Annotated in this window: 15 protein-coding genes and 1 riboswitch; of the genes, 10 read left to right on the top strand and 5 right to left on the bottom strand. The window is 71.5% G+C overall.

The window, feature by feature from the left end; all coding sequences use genetic code 11:
- Window positions 1-140: 140 nt before the first annotated feature.
- Complete coding sequence (locus tag AB0K14_RS36420) at window positions 141-1,184, bottom strand: hypothetical protein (RefSeq protein ID WP_360462535.1); 1,044 nt, start codon at window positions 1,182-1,184, stop codon at window positions 141-143.
- A 183-nt stretch (window positions 1,185-1,367) separates the two neighbouring features.
- Between AB0K14_RS36420 and AB0K14_RS36425 the strand changes: the two genes are divergently transcribed.
- Genes AB0K14_RS36425 through cobM form a run of 3 tightly spaced genes read left to right on the top strand, consistent with a single transcriptional unit; the run spans window position 1,368 to window position 3,645 of the window.
- Complete coding sequence (locus tag AB0K14_RS36425) at window positions 1,368-1,760, top strand: TIGR03618 family F420-dependent PPOX class oxidoreductase (protein WP_360462538.1); 393 nt, start codon at window positions 1,368-1,370, stop codon at window positions 1,758-1,760.
- A complete protein-coding gene (gene cbiE, locus AB0K14_RS36430; protein WP_360462541.1) occupies window positions 1,757-2,905 on the top strand; it encodes a precorrin-6y C5,15-methyltransferase (decarboxylating) subunit CbiE in 1,149 nt (382 codons plus the stop codon). The genes AB0K14_RS36425 and cbiE overlap by 4 nt, the downstream gene beginning before the upstream one ends.
- Window positions 2,902-3,645: a precorrin-4 C(11)-methyltransferase gene (cobM, locus tag AB0K14_RS36435; RefSeq protein ID WP_360462544.1), complete on the top strand. Its 744-nt coding sequence runs from the start codon at window positions 2,902-2,904 to the stop codon at window positions 3,643-3,645. The genes cbiE and cobM overlap by 4 nt, the downstream gene beginning before the upstream one ends.
- Window positions 3,646-3,650: 5 nt before the next feature.
- On the opposite strand, the gene AB0K14_RS36440 is transcribed toward cobM, so the two are convergent.
- The gene (locus tag AB0K14_RS36440) at window positions 3,651-4,709 is read right to left on the bottom strand and encodes a cobalt-precorrin-5B (C(1))-methyltransferase (protein WP_360462548.1); all 1,059 of its coding nucleotides are present in this window, start codon (window positions 4,707-4,709) and stop codon (window positions 3,651-3,653) included.
- A gap of 20 nt (window positions 4,710-4,729) precedes the next feature.
- Here AB0K14_RS36440 and AB0K14_RS36445 point away from each other — a divergent pair, with 20 nt between their 5' ends.
- Window positions 4,730-5,437: a cobalt-precorrin-6A reductase gene (locus tag AB0K14_RS36445; RefSeq protein ID WP_360462551.1), complete on the top strand. Its 708-nt coding sequence runs from the start codon at window positions 4,730-4,732 to the stop codon at window positions 5,435-5,437.
- Here AB0K14_RS36445 and cobJ read toward each other — a convergent pair.
- From cobJ to AB0K14_RS36460, 3 genes are read right to left on the bottom strand one after another with little or no spacing between them, the layout of a single operon-like run.
- Window positions 5,412-6,872: a precorrin-3B C(17)-methyltransferase gene (gene cobJ, locus AB0K14_RS36450; RefSeq protein WP_360462554.1), complete on the bottom strand. Its 1,461-nt coding sequence runs from the start codon at window positions 6,870-6,872 to the stop codon at window positions 5,412-5,414. The two genes, AB0K14_RS36445 and cobJ, sit on opposite strands and share 26 nt — an antisense overlap.
- On the bottom strand, window positions 6,869-7,495 hold the full coding sequence (locus AB0K14_RS36455) for a precorrin-8X methylmutase (protein ID WP_360462557.1): 627 nt from the start codon (window positions 7,493-7,495) through the stop codon (window positions 6,869-6,871). The genes cobJ and AB0K14_RS36455 overlap by 4 nt, the downstream gene beginning before the upstream one ends.
- Window positions 7,492-8,541, bottom strand: coding sequence for a hypothetical protein (locus AB0K14_RS36460; RefSeq protein WP_360462560.1), 1,050 nt, complete (start codon window positions 8,539-8,541; stop codon window positions 7,492-7,494). The genes AB0K14_RS36455 and AB0K14_RS36460 overlap by 4 nt, the downstream gene beginning before the upstream one ends.
- Window positions 8,542-8,548: 7 nt before the next feature.
- A riboswitch (cobalamin riboswitch) is annotated at window positions 8,549-8,682 on the top strand.
- Window positions 8,683-8,715: 33 nt separating this feature from the next.
- Between AB0K14_RS36460 and cobN the strand changes: the two genes are divergently transcribed.
- The 6 genes from cobN to AB0K14_RS36490 all read left to right on the top strand — a co-directional run bounded on the left by cobN (window position 8,716) and on the right by AB0K14_RS36490 (window position 18,444).
- The gene (gene cobN, locus AB0K14_RS36465; protein ID WP_360462564.1) at window positions 8,716-12,282 is read left to right on the top strand and encodes a cobaltochelatase subunit CobN; all 3,567 of its coding nucleotides are present in this window, start codon (window positions 8,716-8,718) and stop codon (window positions 12,280-12,282) included.
- 571 nt (window positions 12,283-12,853) lie between these two features.
- Window positions 12,854-14,092, top strand: coding sequence for an ABC transporter substrate-binding protein (locus AB0K14_RS36470; RefSeq protein ID WP_360462566.1), 1,239 nt, complete (start codon window positions 12,854-12,856; stop codon window positions 14,090-14,092).
- Window positions 14,092-15,096, top strand: coding sequence for a sugar ABC transporter permease (locus AB0K14_RS36475; RefSeq protein ID WP_360462568.1), 1,005 nt, complete (start codon window positions 14,092-14,094; stop codon window positions 15,094-15,096). Before AB0K14_RS36470 ends, AB0K14_RS36475 begins: the two co-directional genes overlap by 1 nt.
- Window positions 15,096-15,989: a carbohydrate ABC transporter permease gene (locus AB0K14_RS36480; RefSeq protein WP_360462571.1), complete on the top strand. Its 894-nt coding sequence runs from the start codon at window positions 15,096-15,098 to the stop codon at window positions 15,987-15,989. The genes AB0K14_RS36475 and AB0K14_RS36480 overlap by 1 nt, the downstream gene beginning before the upstream one ends.
- A gap of 11 nt (window positions 15,990-16,000) precedes the next feature.
- Window positions 16,001-17,416 carry a GH1 family beta-glucosidase gene (locus AB0K14_RS36485; RefSeq protein ID WP_360462649.1) on the top strand — a complete coding sequence of 472 codons (1,416 nt, stop codon included), beginning with the start codon at window positions 16,001-16,003 and terminating at the stop codon, window positions 17,414-17,416.
- Window positions 17,413-18,444 (top strand): LacI family DNA-binding transcriptional regulator, encoded by a 1,032-nt coding sequence (locus AB0K14_RS36490; RefSeq protein WP_360462574.1) that lies wholly within the window; start codon window positions 17,413-17,415, stop codon window positions 18,442-18,444. The genes AB0K14_RS36485 and AB0K14_RS36490 overlap by 4 nt, the downstream gene beginning before the upstream one ends.
- Window positions 18,445-18,540: the final 96 nt, after the last annotated feature.

Consider the following 18,540-nt stretch of genomic DNA (forward strand, 5'->3'; position numbering starts at 1 on the left):
GGGCAGGCACGGCGGGGAAAAGCGTCCCGCCCTGCCTGCCCGGCTTCGTCCAGCCTAAGGCACCCGAACCCATGTCAAATCGGGCCTCGGTGGGTCGGTGGCGGGTCCGTTGGGGGTGGGTTGGTGGTGGGTGATTGGGGTTAGTTGGTTGGTAGTAGAGGTTGGTTGCCCTCGTGCACGGCGGTGTAGGCGGTGTCGCGGGCGGTGTTGGCTTCTTGGTCGGTGAGGGTTCGGGTGGGGTGGCGGAGGATCAGGCGCAGGAGGACGTTCTTCTGGTGTGGGTGGGCGCCGAGGCGGGTGACGGCGGTTGGTGGTAGGTCGGAGATGGGGGTCTCGCTGAGGACGGCGACTTCCTCTGCGAGGTCGCCGATGGCGGCGCGGACTTGGTCGCCGATGGTTTCCGCGTCGGCGGTCGGGGCTACCGCTACGGAGATGTCGCGGGTGATCGGTGGGTGCTTGGACACCGGTCGGTAGGGCGTGAGGTCGAGCATCTGGGTGGCTACGCGGGGGTCGTCGGAGGACAGCAGGCGGATGTCGGGGATGCCCTTGTGGAGCATCAGCAGGCGGTCGAGGCCGAGGCCCAGGGCCAGACCGTGGACGTCGTCGGGCAGCCACGCCCGGCGCAGGACGTGGCGGGCGGCCAGGCCGCACTCGGCGACCTCCAGCCACTCGCCGTCGACCAGCACGTCCACCTGCCGTCCCTCAGTGGTGTACGGGTGGGTCGCGGGGGTCGTGCGGTACGGCAGGCCAGGTGCGGAGGCGGTGATCACGGCGTCGATCAGCTCGTCCAGATCGGCCCGGTGGTGGGAGATCCGCCACAGGTCGAGCTGGTGCGGCGTGCCCGAGTGCAGCCGGTCCACCGCGTCACGGCGGTACACCATCCCGACGCACGCGAGCACGACGTCGTCCCAGTCGTCCTGGGCGCCGAGCAGCCGCAACGCGGGCGGCACCATGGCGGTCGTGTGGCTGCGCAACATGCGATCACCGCTGGTGTAGCGCGTGTAACGGGCGTCGCGGGTGATGGCGTCCGGTGGGTAGCCCAACGCGGTGTAGTTGTCGTCCACCGACACCTCCGGGTGGTCGCGCAGCACGCGCGGCTCACCCGGGAGGGCGGCGAGGATCCGGTCCAGCAGCAGCTGCATGGCGTGCGGCCCGTACGTGGGGTCGCTGAGGTCGCGAGGCATCGCGGGTGGTCCCTTCGAACGGTGGTGGACGTCGGCTGGGGAGTCCCCCCAGCCGGTCCGCCACCGGGACCGCGTGAACTAGCGCACGCCGCAGGCCCCGGCGACCGGGTCTCCCGGCCGGGGGCGGCTAAATCGGCGCGTCACGTTTTCCACCCTAGCCGGTGCGTGCCGCATGATGCACGCATGTTGTCGAGCAAGGGCGAGGACTTCCGCGCGTTCTGGACCGAGCGCCACCTGTGCACGCTGACCACGATCCGCCCGGACGGCACGCCGCACGTCGTGCCGGTCGGCGTCACGCTGGACGTGGAGACGGCCACCGCCCGGGTGATCACGTCACGGGGTTCGCACAAGGTCCGCCAGATCCTCGCCGCGGGCGAGCAGGGCGCGCCCGCGGCCGTGTGCCAAGTGGACGGACGTCGCTGGTCGACGCTGGAGGGACGCGCCGTGGTCCGCCAGGAGCCGGAGGTGGTCGAGGACGCCGTGCGGCGCTACGCCGACCGCTACCGCACGCCCCGGCCCAACCCGGAACGCGTGGTGATCGAGATCGCCGTCACCCGCGTGCTGGGGACGGTGTGAACGTCACCGTCGTCGGCATCGGCGCCGACGGCTGGGACGGCCTGCCGCCCGCCTCCCGGCACGAGATCGCGGCGTGCGAGGTGCTGATGGGCAGCACCCGGCAGCTCGACCTGGTCCCGGGTGCCTTCGAACGGGTGCCGTGGCCGTCACCGCTGGTACCGGCCCTGCCCGGCCTGCTGGCGCGGTACGAGGGCCGCCGGGTCGGGGTGCTGGCCAGCGGCGACCCCCTGTTCCACGGCATCGGCACCACGTTGGTGAGGCTGCTGGGCGCCGAGCGGGTCCGGGTGGTGCCGCACCCGTCGTCGGCGTCCCTGGCGTGCGCGCGGTTGGGGTGGGCGTTGGACGACGTGGACGTGGTGAGCCTGGTCGGCAAGCCCGCGGCGCTCGTCGTGCCGCACCTGCACCCCGGCCGACGCCTGCTGGTGCTCGGCGGTGACGCCCGTGAGGTCGCCGTGCTGGCTCCGGACGCGCGGCTGACCGTGCTGGAGGAGCTCGGCGGGCCGGGGGAGCGGGTCCACCACTCGCCGCAGGACGCGGGCCCGTTGCACGTGCTCGCGGTCGAGTGCGGTGCGGGCGGCGCGTCGTTGACGCCCGGCCGGCCGGACGAGTCCTACGAGCACGACGGGCAGTTGACCAAGCGGGAGGTGCGCGCGGTGACGTTGGCGCTGCTCGCCCCGCGTCCCGGTGAGCTGCTGTGGGACGTCGGCGCGGGCGCGGGCAGCATCGCCGTCGAGTGGTGCCGCACCCACCCGCGCTGTCGGGCCATCGCCGTCGAGCGGCACCCGGAGCGCGCCGCGCGCATCTCGCGCAACGCGACGGCGCTGGGCGTGCCGGGCATCGAGGTCGTCGTCGGCTCGTCGCCCGGAGCGCTCGACCTGGAGGCGCCCGACGCGGTGTTCATCGGTGGCGGCCTCACCGTCGACGGCGTGGTCGAGCGCTGCTGGCAAGCCCTGAAGCCCGGCGGGCGGCTGGTGGCCAACGCCGTCACGCTGGAGTCGGAGGCCGTGCTGACGCGGTGGCGCGGCCTGCTGGGCGGCGACCTGAGCCGGATCGAGGTGAGCCGGGCGACCGCGATCGGCGGTTTCACCGGCTGGCGTCCGCAGCTGCCCGTGACCACCTGGGCCGTGACCAAGGAGAACGCGTGACCGTCCACTTCATCGGCGCCGGACCCGGCGCGGCCGACCTGCTGACCCTGCGGGCGGCGCGGCTCATCGCCGAGTCACCGGTCTGCCTGTACGCGGGCGCGCTGGTGCCGGTCGAAGTCCTCGAACACTGCCCGCCCGGTGTCCACCTGGTGGACACCGCGAACCTGGACCTGGACGAGATCACGACCGAGCTCGCCACCGCGCACGCGGCCGGCCGGCAGGTGGCGCGGCTGCACTCGGGTGACCCGTCGGTGTTCAGCGCGATGGCCGAGCAGATGCGCCGGCTGGACGCGCTGGGCATCTCGTACGACGTGACGCCGGGTGTGCCCGCCTTCGCCGCCGCGGCGGCCGCGTTGAACCGCGAGCTGACCGTCCCGGGGGTGGGGCAGACCGTCATCCTGACCCGCACGTCGGCCCGCGCGACGCCCATGCCGCCGGGCGAGGACCTGGTGACCCTGGGGCGCTCCGGGGCGACTCTGGTGCTGCACCTGGCCGTGCAGCGGATCGCGGAGGTGGTCGCGGACCTCCTGCCGGGCTACGGCGCGGACTGCCCGGTCGCGGTGGTCGCCCGTGCGAGCCGTGAGGACGAGTTGGTGCTGCGCGGCACGCTCGCCGACATCGCCGACCAGGTGCGGGCGGCGGGCGTGAAACGGACCGCCGTCATCGTCGTGGGCAAGGTGCTGGCGGCCGAGGGCTTCCAGGACAGCCACCTGTACTCGACCACCCGCTGCCGCTCGTGACGGTGTCAGGCCCGGCCGACGATGGTGCCCGCGCGGTCGATCACGATCACGTCCACGGTGACGGGAGCGCCGCGCAGCACGTCGTCGGCGGTCGCCTTGGCGCGGACGGCAACCAGGTCGCCCAGCGGCACGCCGGCCGCCTGGCACACCTGCAAGGCACCCAGCGCGGTGTTGGCCTCCGTGATCGCCGAGGCCGCGGCGGGGTCGTCCACCAGGGACGCCAGGAAACCCAGGTCGACCTGCGAACGCCCGGAGTGCAGGTCGAGGTGCCCGTCGGCCAGCTTGGACAGCTTCCCGATCCCGCCCGCGACGGTCAGCCGGGGCACGGGGTGACGGCGCAGGTACTTCAACACGGCCCCGGCGAAGTCGCCCATGTCCAGCAACGCGTCCTCGGGCAGCGCGTGCACCGCCGCCGCGACCTTCTCCGACGTGCTCCCCGTGCACCCGGCCACGTGCCGGTAGCCCTGGGCGCGCGCCACGTCGATACCGCGCCGGATGCTGTCGATCCACGCCGAGCACGAGTACGGCACCACGATCCCCGTCGTGCCGAGGATCGACAGCCCGCCCAGGATCCCCAACCGGGGGTTCCACGTCTTGCGGGCCAGCTCCTCACCGTGCTCGACCGAGATCGACACGACCACGTCGCCGCTGCCGCCGTGCTCAAGGGCCACCCGCGCGATGTGCTCGCGCATCATCTGCCGCGGCACGGGGTTGATCGCCGGTTCGCCCACCGGCAGCGGCAGACCGGGCTTGGTCACCGTGCCGACGCCGGGACCGGCCTCGAACACCACCCCGCTGCCCGGCGCACCGTGCCGGACGGTGGACCCGACCAGCGCGCCGTGCGTGACGTCCGGGTCGTCGCCCGCGTCCTTCACGATCGCGGCGAACGCCCGGTCGTCGGACAGCGCTTCGCGGGCCAGCGCGAACGACGGCGTCTGCCCCTTCGGCAGCACGATCCGCACCGGGTCGGGGAACTCGCCGGTGAGCAGCGCCGTGTACGCCGCCGTGGTCGCGGCGGTGGCGCAGGCGCCGGTCGTCCAGCCGAAGCGCAGGTTCGTGCTCACGACGACAGGATGCAACAGCCGTGAAGACCGTGCTGGTACTGGGTGGCACGGGTGAGGCGCGCGAACTGGCCGCCGCGCTCACCGACCTCCGGGTGATCTCGTCGCTGGCCGGCCGAGTGGCCGATCCGAAGCTGCCCGAGGGCGAGGTCCGCATCGGCGGGTTCGGCGGCGCCGAGGGGCTCGTGGCCTACCTCAGGGCCGAGCACGTCGACGCCGTCGTGGACGCCACGCACCCGTTCGCCGACCGCATCACCGCGAACGCCCTCGCCGCCACCACCGCGACCGGCACCCCGTTCCTCGTGCTGCGCCGCCCCGGCTGGCCACCCGAGGACAACTGGCGGTACGTGGACACGGTCGCCGAGGCCGCCGAGCTCGTGGCCGGGCGCCGGGCGTTCATCACCACCGGACGCCGGGAGCTGGCCGCGTTCACCGGCGGTGTCGCGCGCACGGTCGACCCGCCCGACCCGCCCAACCCCCGCCTGCACGTGGTGCTCGACCGCGGGCCGTACACAGTGGACGGCGAGCTCGCGCTGCTGCGCGAGCACCGGATCGAGGTGCTGGTCACCAAGGACAGCGGTGGGCCGATGACGGCGGCGAAGCTGGCCGCCGCACGTCACCTCGGCCTCCCGGTCGTGGTCGTGCGCCGACCGCCGCCGCCCGACGCGCCGCTGGTGGAGACGGTGGCCGAGGCGGTCGACTGGCTCACCCGGGGTAGCGGCGCGGGGTGAACACGGTGCCGCGCGCGCTGACGGTGGTCTGGGACGAGCCGACCAGCAGCAGGCACCGCATGTCCACCGTGGACGCGTCCAGGTCGACCAACCGCACCACCCGGACGGACTCCTCCGGCCCGCCGACGTCACGCCCGACGACGACCGGCGTGTCCGGGGAGCGGTGGCGCAGCAGCACGTCACGCGCCTTGTCCACCTGCCACGTGCGGCTGCGCGAGGCCGGGTTGTAGATCGCCAGCACCAGGTCGGCCCCGGCCGCCGCCGCCAGCCGCTCCTCGATCACCTCCCACGGCTTGAGCCGGTCCGACAGCGACACCACGCAGTAGTCGTGCCCCAGCGGCGCGCCGACCCGGCTGGCCACCGCGTGCGCGGCGGTCAACCCCGGCAGCACCCGCACCGGCACGTCCGAGAACTGCTCCTCGGTCGCCACCTCCAGCACCGCGCTGGCCATCGCGAACACGCCCGGGTCGCCGGACGACACCACCGCGACCCGCCGCCCGCGCTTGGCCAGGTCCAGCGCGAACGCGGCCCGTTCGGCCTCGACCTTGTTGTCGGAGGCGTGCCGCCGCTGCCGGGGGTTGACCGGCACCCGGTCCAGGTAGGTCACGTACCCCACCAGGTCGTCCGCCTCCGCCAAGGCGCGACGGGCCTGCGGCGTCAACCACTCCGGCCCGGCCGGACCGAGACCGACCACCACGACCCCGCCGTCGCCGTCCGAACGGGGAGGGGCGGGCCTGCTCGGCAGCAGCGCCAACGAGAAGTACGGCACGCCGTCGGCGTCCACTTCGGACAGCGGCGCGGTCCGCTGCGCCCCGGTCGTGGCCCGCTCCACGTACCAGGCCTCGTCCAACCGCCCCGCCCGCGCCAACGCCTCGCGCACCTGCGGGAACGTCCGGCCCAGCTTCATGATCGCCACCGGGTCGCCGCCGGCCAGGTGCTCCACCAGCGCGTCCGCGGACAACGTGCCCGGCAGCACGGTCAGCACCTCGTCGCGCTCCACCAGCGGCCGCCCGATCACCGCCGCGCCCGCGCTCACCGACGTCACCCCGGGCACGACCTCGGCCTCGTACCGGTGCGCCAACCGCTTGTGCAGGTGCATGTAGGAGCCGTAGAAGAACGGGTCGCCCGCCGCCAGCACCACGACCGTGCGGCCCGCGTCGAGGTGCGCGGCCAAGCGCGCCGCGCACTCCTCGTAGAACGCGTCGATCTCGCCCTGGTAGTCGTCGGAGTCCTCGGTCGTGACCGGGTAGACCAGCTGCTCCTCGACCTGACCGACGCGCAGGTACGGCGCGGCGATCCGGCGCGCCACGCTCCGCCCGTGCCGCGCGCTGTGGAACACGACCACGTCCGCCTCGCCGATCAGCCGCGCCGCCTTGACGGTCACCAGCTCCGGGTCGCCCGGCCCCACCCCGACCCCGTACAGCTTGCCCGTCATTCTTCCTCACTCGCGATCGCGTTGAGCGCCGCCGCGGTCATGGCGCTGCCGCCCCGACGACCGCGCACGACCAGGTACTCCAGTCCCAGAGCGTTGTCCGCCAACGCGTCCTTCGACTCGGCCGCGCCGATGAACCCGACGGGCACGCCGAGCACGGCCGCCGGCCGGGGCGCGCCGGCCGCGACCATGTCCAGCAGGTGGAACAACGCGGTCGGCGCGTTGCCGATGGCCACCACCGCGCCCTCCAGCCGGTCGCGCCACAGCTCCAACGCCGCCGCACTGCGCGTGTTGCCCAGCTCCGCCGCCAACCCCGGCACGCGCGGGTCGCCCAACGTGCACACGACCTCGTTGTCGGCGGGCAGCCGGCGGCGCGTGACGCCCGCCGCGACCATCTGCGCGTCGCAGAGGATCGGCGCACCCGCCAGCAGCGCGGCCCGCGCGTCGCGCACCACGTGTGGCGAGAAGTCGACGTCCGGGACCAGGTCGACCATCCCGCAGGCGTGGATCATGCGCACCACCACCCGGGACACGTCCGACGGGAACCGCGCCAGGTCGGCCTCGGCGCGGATGGTGGCGAAGGAACGGCGGTAGATCTCCGCGCCGTCCTTGACGTAGCTGGTCACCTGATCTCCTCGTACCCGTCGCCGGTCGCGACGAACTCCACCACGTCGCCGGCCGGCCGGCCGCACCGCCGGGCGCAACCGGACCAGTGCACGCGTCCCGGCGCGGTCCGGGTGTCGACCCACCGGGTGGCGTCGGCCCGCACGTCGGCCAGGGACTTCGCGCACCCCGGCCGCCCGGTGCACGCGCTCACCCCGTGCCACCGCGAGTCCGGCGACGTGAACAGGCCACTGGTATCGCTCCCGGCCGGCAGCACCACGCTGCGCCACGGCGTGAGCCGCACCGGCACGCCGGCGAGCAGCCGCGCGTCCCAGCGCCCCAACGGCACGCCGGCCACGACCACCGACCCGTGCACGCCCGGTGCGACGGGCATCACAGTCGGCTCGATCCGCGCGTCGCCCGGAACGCCCAGCGCGTCGGTGATCTTCCGCACACCGCCGTCCACTTCGGACAGCCGCCAGGCGTCGCCGCGGATCTCGCCGAACACGCGTGCGGCGGTCACCACGGCGTCCACTGGATCGGTCACGCGGAGCCCGGAATCCCGTCCTGCCAGGAACAACGCGTCGTCGACGAGCCCGACGTCACCCGACAGGCCGCTCACCGCGCCACCCACCGTGACCAGGAAACGCCCTGGCAGGGACGCCAGCCCGGGCACCGCGCGCAACGCCGCGTCGATCGCGTCGACCAACGCCTGGTTGTCCTCCAACGGCGCGGCGACGATGTTGCGCATCCGCTCGTGGGTCAGCGAGGGCAGCAGGCCGACGTCGCGCAACCGGGCGCCCAGCTCGTGCTCCGCGCCCGGCGCCAAGCCCCTGATCTGCACGTTCGCCCGCGAGGTGAGCTCCAGGAACCCGTCACCGAGTTCGAGGGCGGCGGTCCGCAGCACGTCGACCTGCGCCGCGCTCACCGTGCCGCCGGGTACCCGGACCCGGGCCAACCCGCCGTCGGCGGCCCGGTGCACGTCGACGGCACCGGGGCAGGCGTCCGGGTGGGTGCGGCCTGCCGACGTGGTCGCCTCCGCGGAGGGCGCATGGGGTGCCGTGGGCATGGACTGGATGCTAACTGCCGTTAGGGTGACCTCCGAACGGCGAAGCAGCAGGAGGAAGCCGGTGTGAATCCGGCGCGGTCCCGCCACTGTGACCGGGCGTGCCCCGGGAGTCAGGAACTCCGCTCGCCGTCCCCCACGACCGGGGCGAGGACCCCCGAGGGATGGAGCCCGCACGTGATCCTGCTGTTGTCGACCTCCGACACGGACCTGCTGTCCGCCCGTGCCAGTGGCGCGGACTACCGCCTGGCCAACCCCGCCCGCACCGCCGCGGACGACCTCCCGGCGCTGGTGGAGGGCGTCGACCTGGTGGTCGTGCGCATCCTCGGCGGTCGCCGGATGTGGGAGGAGGGCCTCGACCGGCTGCTCGCCTCGGGTCTGCCGGTGGTGGTGCTGGGCGGTGAGCAGAACCCCGACGCGCCGCTGATGGAGCTGTCGACCGTGCCGGGCGGTGTGTGCGCGGAGGCGCACGCGTACCTGGCGCACGGCGGCGCGGCGAACCTCGCCCAGCTGCACCACTTCCTGTCCGACACCGTGCTGCTCACCGGTCACGGCTTCGCGCCGCCCGAGCCGACGCCCACCTGGGGCCTGCTGGAGCGGGAGCAGGCCGGCGAGGGCCCGACCATCGCGGTCCTGTACTACCGGGCCCACCACGTGGCCGGCAACACGGCGTTCGTGCACGCGCTGTGCGACGCGATCGTGGCCAAGGGCGGCCGGCCGCTGCCGGTCTACTGCGCCTCCCTGCGCGCGGCCGACCCGGAACTGCTGGCCGAACTGGGCCGAGCGGACGCGCTGGTGGTCACCGTGTTGGCGGCGGGCGGCACCAAGCCCGCCGCCGCGGCCGCCGGTGGCGACGACGACGCGTGGGACGTGGGCGCGTTGGCGGCCCTGGACGTCCCGATCCTCCAGGCCCTGTGCTTGACCGGCAGCCGTGCCGCGTGGGACGAGAACGACGACGGACTGTCCCCTTTGGACACCGCGACCCAGGTGGCGATCCCCGAGTTCGACGGCCGGATCATCACCGTGCCGTTCTCGTTCAAGGAGGTCGACGAGGACGGCCTCACCGTCTACGTCGCCGACGAGGAGCGTGCGTCGCGGGTCGCGGGCATCGCCGTCCGCCACGGCAGGCTGCGGCACATCCCGCCGGCCGAACGACGGATCGCGGTCATGCTCTCGGCGTACCCGACCAAGCACTCCCGCATCGGCAACGCGGTCGGGCTGGACACCCCGGCCAGCGTGGTCCGGTTGCTCACCGCGATGAAGGACCACGGCTACGACATCGGCGACGAGCTGCCCGGCGTGGCGGACCTCGACGGCGACGCGTTGATCCACGCCCTCATCGCGGCCGGCGGCCAGGACGCCGACTGGTTGACCGAGGAGCAGCTCCAGGGCAACCCGGTCCGGCTTCCCGCCGCCCGCTACCGGGAGTGGTACACGACCCTTCCGGAGGACACCCGGCAGGAGATGGAGCAGCACTGGGGCGAAGCTCCCGGTGAGCTGTTCGTGGACCGGTCGAAGGACCCCGACGGCGAGATCGTCCTGGCCGCCCTGCGCTCGGGCAACGTCGTGGTCATGGTCCAGCCGCCCCGCGGCTTCGGCGAGAACCCGATCGCCATCTACCACGACCCCGACCTGCCGCCGAGCCACCACTACCTGGCCGCCTACCGCTGGCTGGAGGACGAGTTCGGCGCCGACGCCGTGGTGCACGTCGGCAAGCACGGCAACCTGGAGTGGCTGCCCGGCAAGACCGTCGGCATGTCGGCGGGCTGCGGCCCCGACGCCGCCCTGGGCGACCTGCCGCTGATCTACCCGTTCCTGGTCAACGACCCGGGCGAGGGCACCCAGGCCAAGCGGCGGGCGCACGCCACCCTGGTGGACCACCTCGTGCCGCCGATGGCCAGGGCCGACAGCTACGGCGACATCGCCCGGCTGGAGCAGCTGCTGGACGAGCACGGCAACATCGCCGCCATGGACCCGGCCAAGCTGCCGGCCATCCGGGCGCAGATCTGGACCCTCATCCAGGCCGCGAAGCTCGACCACGACCTCGGCCTGGACGACCGGCCGCACGACGCCGAGTTCGACGAGCTGATCCTGCACGTCGACGGCTGGCTGTGCGAGGTCAAGGACGTGCAGATCCGCGACGGCCTGCACGTCCTCGGCGCGGCGCCCACCGGCGGGACCAGGGTCAACCTCGTGCTGTCGATCCTCCAGGCCAAGCAGATGTGGGCGGGCCAGGTCGCGGCGCTGCCCGGCCTGCGCGAGGCGCTCGGCCTGGCCGAGAGCGCCAACGACCGGACCGCGACCGACCGGGTCGAACAACAGGCCCGCGCGCTCGTCCAAGCCATGGAAGACGCCAATTGGGATGTGAACGCGGCCCGCACCCTCACCGACGTCGAGGACGTCGCGCGGGTCCTGGAGTTCGCCGCGCTGGAGGTCGTGCCCCGGCTGGCGCGCACCACGGACGAGCTGACCAACGTCCTGCACGCCCTCGACGGCGGCTACGTACCGGCCGGTCCGAGCGGCTCGCCGCTGCGCGGCCTGGTCAACGTGCTGCCGACGGGCCGCAACTTCTACTCGGTCGACCCCAAGGCGGTGCCGTCCCGGCTGGCCTGGGAGACCGGCCAGGCCATGGCCGACTCGCTGCTGGAGCGCTACCGGTCCGAGACGGGGGAGTGGCCGCCGTCGGTCGGCCTGTCGGTCTGGGGCACCAGCGCCATGCGCACGGCCGGTGACGACGTCGCCGAGGTGCTCGCCCTGTTGGGCGTCCGGCCGCGGTGGGACGACCAGTCCCGGCGGGTGGTCGGTCTGGAAGTGATCCCGCTCGTCGAGCTGAACCGGCCCCGAATCGACGTCACGGTGCGCATCAGCGGCTTCTTCCGCGACGCATTCCCGCACGTAGTGGCACTGATCGATGACGCGGTGCGACTAGTGGCGAACCTGGACGAGTCGGCCGCGGACAACTACGTCCGGGCACACGCCCAAGCCGATCTCGCGCAGCACAACGACCCGCGAAGGTCGACAATGCGCATCTTCGGTAGCAAACCGGGCGCATACGGCGCCGGCCTGCTCCCGCTCATCGACAGCCGGAACTGGCGCGACGACGCCGATCTTGCCGAGGTGTACGCGGTGTGGGGCGGCTACGCCTACGGCCGCGAACTCGACGGAGTCGAAGCGCGGCCGGCCATGGAGAGCGCCTACAAGCGCATCGCGGTCGCGGCGAAGAACATCGACACCCGCGAACACGACATCGCCGATTCCGACGACTACTTCCAGTACCACGGCGGAATGATCGCCACCGTCCGCGCGCTGACCGGTAAAGCGCCCGCCGCTTATGTCGGCGACAGCACGCGGCCCGACGCGGTGCGGACCAGAACGCTGCACGAGGAGACGAACCGGATCTTCCGCGCCCGGGTGGTGAACCCGCGGTGGTTGGCCGCAATGCGCAAGCACGGTTATAAGGGGGCGTTCGAACTCGCCGCGACGGTGGACTACCTGTTCGGCTACGACGCCACCACCGGCGTGGTCGCGGACTGGATGTACGAGCAGCTCGCGGCCAGCTACGTGCTGGACCCGGTGAACCGCGAGTTCCTGGCGAAGTCGAACCCGTGGGCGCTGCACGGCATCTCCGAACGGCTCTTGGAGGCGGCGAACCGGGGTATGTGGGAGCACCCGGAGCCGGCGACGCTGGAAGCGCTCCAAGCGGCGTACCTGGAATCCGAAGGCGATCTCGAAGACGGCCGTTGAGCCGGGAATAAGGGGTACCCCTAAATTCCGGCGTCCCGTGTCGGCGGATCAGAGCGCCGCCGACAAAGGGTGGCACTTTCCGGTCCTGAATGGACGCCCGGTCGCGTGCCGGCGGGTCGACCGCGTGAGTCGACCCGCCCTCGCGCGCCACCCGGCGGGCCGACTCGCACCGCCCCGACCGCACGACTCGGCGTGCCCCGGCGCGCGACTCGCGCAGCAGTGGTGGGCGACTATCGCGCACATCCGGTGCAGACTGGTGGCGGGTGAGTGGGGGACACGACCGGTGAATTCTTCCGGGCCATCGGCTCGGGGATGAACCGAGCGTGTCCGACCGGTCTACGAACAGTGCCTGAACGGACCACTGAACACACCGCTAGCAGAATCGGTCCAGCAAGGCAAACGTCGCAACGTCGGTAACAGCGCGGACACGGGAGCTTGACACAACTCCGTGGCGCGAACCACACTCCCCCAAAACCTGGGAGCGCTCCCAGAACGTTCACCGCCGATCAACTGAGGAGTTCTCGTGCGCTACCGTCGAGCAGGCTTGGCCAAAGTCCTGGCCTGCACCGCAGTGCTTGCCACAGTCGCCACGGCCTGTGGCTCGGGAGGGTCGGGGACCTCGCCCGACGGCAAGGTCGAGCTGACCATCGCGACCTTCAACGAGTTCGGCTACGAGGAACTCCTCAAGGAGTACGAGGCCGCCAACCCGAACGTCAAGGTCACGCAGCGCAAGACCGGCCAGGGTGCCCCGCACCACCAGAACCTGTTCACCAAGCTGGGCGCCGGCTCCGGTCTGGCCGACGTCGAAGCCGTCGAAGAGGGCTTCCTGAGCCAGGTCATGGCCAAGTCGGGCCAGTTCGAGGACCTCAAGGAGATCGGCCCGAAGGACGTCCGCGAGGACCGCTGGCTGCAGTGGAAGGTCGACGCGGTCACCACCAAGGACAACAAGCTCATCGGCTACGGCACCGACATCGGCCCGCTGGCCATGTGCTACCGCAAGGACATGCTCGCGGCCGCGAACCTGCCGTCCGACGCCGAGGGCGTCAAGGCCCTGTTCGCGACCTGGGACTCGTACTTCGAGGCCGGTGACAAGTACGTCAAGGCGACCGGCAAGCCGTGGTTCGACTCGGCCGCGCAGATCTTCAACCCGATGCACAACCAGGCCGAGACCGGCTACTTCGACCGCGACGACAAGCTCGTGATCGAGACCAACGACGACAAGAAGATCTTCGACCAGGTCACCGCCGCGGTCGCGGGCGGCCAGTCGGCCAAGCTCGCCGCGTGGAGCCCCGAGTGGGAGACCGGCTTCAAGGAGTCGGCGTTCGCCACCAAGACCTGCCCGTCCTGGATGCTGGGTGTCATCGAGGGCAACGCCGGCCCCGACCACAAGGGCAAGTGGGCCGTCACCGCGGCGTTCCCCGGCGGCGGCGGCAACTGGGGCGGCTCGTACCTGACCGTCCCGAAGCAGGGCAAGAACAAGGCCGAGGCCGCCAAGCTGGCCGCGTGGCTGACCGCGCCGGAGCAGCAGATCAAGGCGTTCAAGGCCAAGGGCACGTTCCCGAGCCAGACCCAGGCCCTGATCTCGCCCGAGCTGCTGAACCAGACCAGCGAGTACTTCGGCGGCGAGAAGGTCGGCCTGCTGTTCGCCGAGCAGGCCAACAAGGTCGCGGCCGCCCAGTACAAGGGCCCGCAGGACGGTGAGATCCAGGACAACGTGGTCTCCCCGGCGCTGACCTCGGTCGAGCAGGGCACCTCGCCTGAGGACGCGTGGAAGCAGGTCATCGAGGGAGCCAAGAAGGCTGCCAAGTAATGACGACCGAGCTCACGGTCACGCGCGGGCGGGGCGCCGAGCCCCGCCCGCCGCGGCGCGACGACAACGATGACATCGGTCCGGGCAAGTTGAGCTGGCGTTACCGGCTCACCCGCCTGGACGTGAAGTTCTCGCCGTACGTGTACATCGCCCCGTTCTTCATCCTGTTCGCCGTGGTGGGCCTGTTCCCGCTGCTCTACACCGCCTACATCTCCCTGTTCGAGTGGGAGCTGGGCGCGGACGAGCAGCCGTTCGTCGGCATCGAGAACTACACCGCGCTGTTGGCCGACTCGCAGTTCTGGAACGCGATGGTCAACACGTTCAGCATCTTCGCGATCTCCACGATCCCGCAGCTCATCATCGCGGTGCTGTTGGCCGTGCTGCTCAACACCGCGCTGCGCGGGCGGACCGGCTGGCGGATGGGCGTGCTGCTGCCCTACGTGGCCAGCCTCGTCGCCCTGACCATCATCTTCGGCGACCTGTTCGGCGTGCAGTACGGCACCGTCAACAACATCCTGGAGCTGTTCGGCGTCGACCGGATCGACTGGCAGGCCGACCGCTGGTGGAGCCACGTCGCCATCGCCACCATGGTCAACTGGCGCTGGACGGGCTACAACGCCCTGATCGTGCTGGCCGCCATGCAGGCCATCCCGCGCGACGTCTACGAGGCGGCCTGGGTCGACGGCGCGAGCAAGGTGCGCCAGTTCACCAGCATCACGCTGCCGATGCTGCGCCCCACCCTGATCTTCGTGGTCGTCACCTCGACCATCGGCGGTCTGCAGATCTTCACCGAGCCGTTGCTGTTCTCGCCCTCGGCGGGTGCCAACGGCGGCGCGACCCACCAGTACCAGACGGTCGTGCTCTACATGTACCAAGCCGGCTTCCAGAGCCAGGACCTCGGCTACGCCTCGGCGATGGCCTGGATCCTGTTCATGGTCATCATCGTGATCGCCGGGATCAACTTCCTGCTCACCCGCAGGCTCGCATCCAGTGGGGAGGCGTGATGGCGACCATCACCGACCGGCCGACCGCCACCGGGCCCAAGCCCGCCAGGCGGCGCGGCTCGAAGAGGATCTCGCTCGCCGACCGGCGGCCCGGCTTCGTCGTCTACGGCATCCTGATCGCGTTCATCCTCGGCTCGGCGTTCCCGTTCTACTGGTCGTTCCTGGTGGCCAGCCACGACGACCAGAAGTTCACCGCCGACGCACCCCTGCTGCCCGGCGGGAACTTCTTCCACAACGCGGGCCGCGTGCTCGACACGATCCCGTTCTGGAAGGCGCTGGGCAACAGCATCCTGGTCTCCGGCACGGTCACCGTGTCGGTGGTGGTGCTGTCGACCCTGGCCGGGTTCGCCTTCGCCAAGCTGCGGTTCAAGGGCCGGGGACCGCTGATGGTCTTCGTGGTCGCCACGCTCGCCGTGCCCACGCAGCTCGGCATCATCCCGCTCTACATGGCGATGGCGGAGTACGGCTGGTCAGGCACCCTCGGCGCGGTCATCATCCCCAACCTGGTGACCGCGTTCGGCGTGTTCTGGATGCGCCAGTACATCGCCGACGCGGTGCCGGACGAGCTGATCGAGGCGGCCCGCATGGACGGGTGCAGCATGATCCGCACGTTCTGGCACGTGTGCCTGCCCGCGGTGCGCCCGGCCGCCGCCATGCTCGGCATCTTCACGTTCATGATGTCGTGGAACGACTTCCTCTGGCCGTTGATCGTGCTCAACGCCGACAACCCGACGATGCAGGTCGCCCTGGAGAAGTTGCAGAGCGGCTACTACGTCGACAACTCGCTCGTGCTCGCCGGGACCACCATGGCCACGGTCCCGATTTTGATCGTCTTCCTCGTACTCGGTCGGCAGATCGTCGCCGGGATCATGCAGGGTGCTGTGAAGGGGTAGCTGTGGAGTCGATTTCCTTTCCCGAGGGATTCGTGTGGGGCGCCGCGACAGCGGCGTTCCAGATCGAAGGCGCGACCACCGCGGACGGTCGCACCGCGTCCATCTGGGACACGTTCTGCAAGGTCCCCGGCGCGGTGGTGGGCGGCGACACGGGAGACCCCGCCGCCGACCACTACTACCGCGTCGACGAAGACGTCCAGCTCATGGTCGACCTCGGGCTGCAGGCCTACCGGTTCTCCACGGCGTGGCCGCGCATCCGCCCGGACGGTGGTCCGGTCAACCAGGCCGGCCTGGACTTCTACTCCCGGCTGGTCGACAAGCTGCTGGAGAACAACATCGCCCCGTGGCTGACCCTCTACCACTGGGACCTCCCGCAGACCCTGGAGGACGAGGGCGGCTGGGCCAACCGCGACACCGCGTACCGCTTCGCGGAGTACGCCGAGTCGGTCGTCGGCGCGCTCGGTGACCGGGTGGACAACTGGACCACGCTCAACGAGCCGTGGTGCTCGTCGCTGCTCAGCTACGCCGCCGGCGTGCACGCGCCCGGTCGCCAGGAGCCGGAGGCCGCCGTCGCGGCCGTGCACCACCTGCTGCTGGCCCACGGCCTGGCCACCGCCGCGATCCGGGAGCAGGCGCCGAACGCCAAGGTCGGCATCACGCTCAACATGTACCCGATCATCCCGGCGAACCCGGAGGACCCGGCCGACGTCGACGCCGCCCGCCGGCTCGACGGCCTGCAGAACCGGATCTTCCTGGACCCGCTGTTCAAGGGCGAGTACCCGGCGGACATCGTGGAGGACCTGGAGCCCTACGGCTTCTCGAAGCACATCCGCGAGAACGACCTGGAGATCATCTCCGCGCCGCTGGACCAGCTGGGCGTCAACTACTACGCCGAGCATTTCGTCAGCGGCACGCCGGACCCCGCCGCGGCCGAGGCTGCCGAGCAGGTCCAGACCAACGGGCGTCGCCCGACCGGGTCACCGTGGGTCGGCGCGGAGCACGTCTCGTTCCCCAGCCGCGGGCTGCCCCGCACCGACATGGACTGGGAGGTGCAGCCGGACGGCCTGTACAAGGTGCTCATGCGCGTGCACCAGGACTACCCCAGCATCCCGATGTACGTCACCGAGAACGGCGCGGCCTACCGCGACTCGGTCAGCGACGACGGCTCGATCAACGACCCGGAGCGGCTCGGTTACATCGAGTCGCACCTCCGGGCGGCGCATGAGGCGATCGGGGCTGGTGTGGACCTGCGCGGTTACTTCGCGTGGTCGCTCATGGACAACTTCGAATGGGCCGAGGGTTACGCCAAGCGGTTCGGGATCGTGCATGTCGACTACGAGACCCAGGTGCGGACGCCTAAGATGAGCGCCATGTGGTACTCGCAGGTTGCCCGTGGCAACGCTCTCGCGGCGACGGTCGCTCCGTGACAGATGCCGTTGACCCGCCCAAGGCGCGACGACCCAACACCCGGCTCGAGGAGGTCGCTCGTGCAGCCGGAGTGTCGAAGTCGACCGTCTCCCGGGTGATCAACGGCGAGCCGTACGTCAGTTCGAGGGCCCGCGAGGCCGTGCACCAGGCCATCGGGAAGCTCGGGTACAGCCCCAACCAGGCGGCTCGGACCCTCGCGGGCAGCCGGGCCAACTGCATCGCGATGGTCGTGTCCGAGCAGGGCAGCCGGGTGCTGAACGACCCGTTCTTCGCGGGTGTGCTGCGCGGCGTGCACGCCGAACTCGCGGGCAAGCGGGTCCAGCTCGTGCTCATGATGAGCAAGGAGGGTGACGAGCAGGACCTCGTCAACTACCTCTGCGGCGGCCACGTGGACGGCGTGCTGGTGATCAGCCTGCACGGCCAGGACCCGCTGCCCCGCACGCTCGCCGACGCGGGCCTGCCGACCGTGGTCTGCGGCAGGCCGCTCGGCGCGGGCGGAGTGCCCTATGTGGACTCGGACAACTTCAACGGCGCCATGGAGGCGGCGCGCTACCTGGTCTCGCAGGGCCACAAGCGCATCGCCACGATCGCCGGTCCCCGGGACATGGCGGTCGGCATGGACCGCCTCTCGGGCTGGAAGCGCGGGCTCAGCCAGGCCCGGGCCGACACCGACCTGGTCGCGTACGGGGACTTCACCCCGGAGAGCGGCGCCGCGGCCATGGCCGACCTGCTCAAGCGGGCACCGGACCTGGACGCGGTGTTCGTCGGCGCGGACATCATGGCACTGGGCGCGTTGCAGACCCTGCACGCGCACGGCAAGCGGGTGCCCGAGGACGTGGCCGTGGTCGGGTTCGACGACCTGATGATCGCCTCCACGGCGGTGCCGCCGCTGACCACGATCCGGCAGGACGTGGAGCAGCTGGGGCGCACGATGACGTGGCGGTTGATGGCGGAGCTGGCCGGCGAGGAGAACCTGCCGCCGTTCCTGCTCCTGCCGACCTCGATGGTCACCCGTTCGAGCGCCTGACGCCGAACGTCGGAACACCTGTCGCGACCCGGGCCCAGGCCCGGGTCGCGGCGTTTTCGAATCGATTCGACGTCGACTTCGACCGGTTCGACGCCT

It is taken from the genome of Actinosynnema sp. NPDC050801 (assembly GCF_040673975.1).
Lineage (GTDB): Bacteria > Actinomycetota > Actinomycetes > Mycobacteriales > Pseudonocardiaceae > Actinosynnema.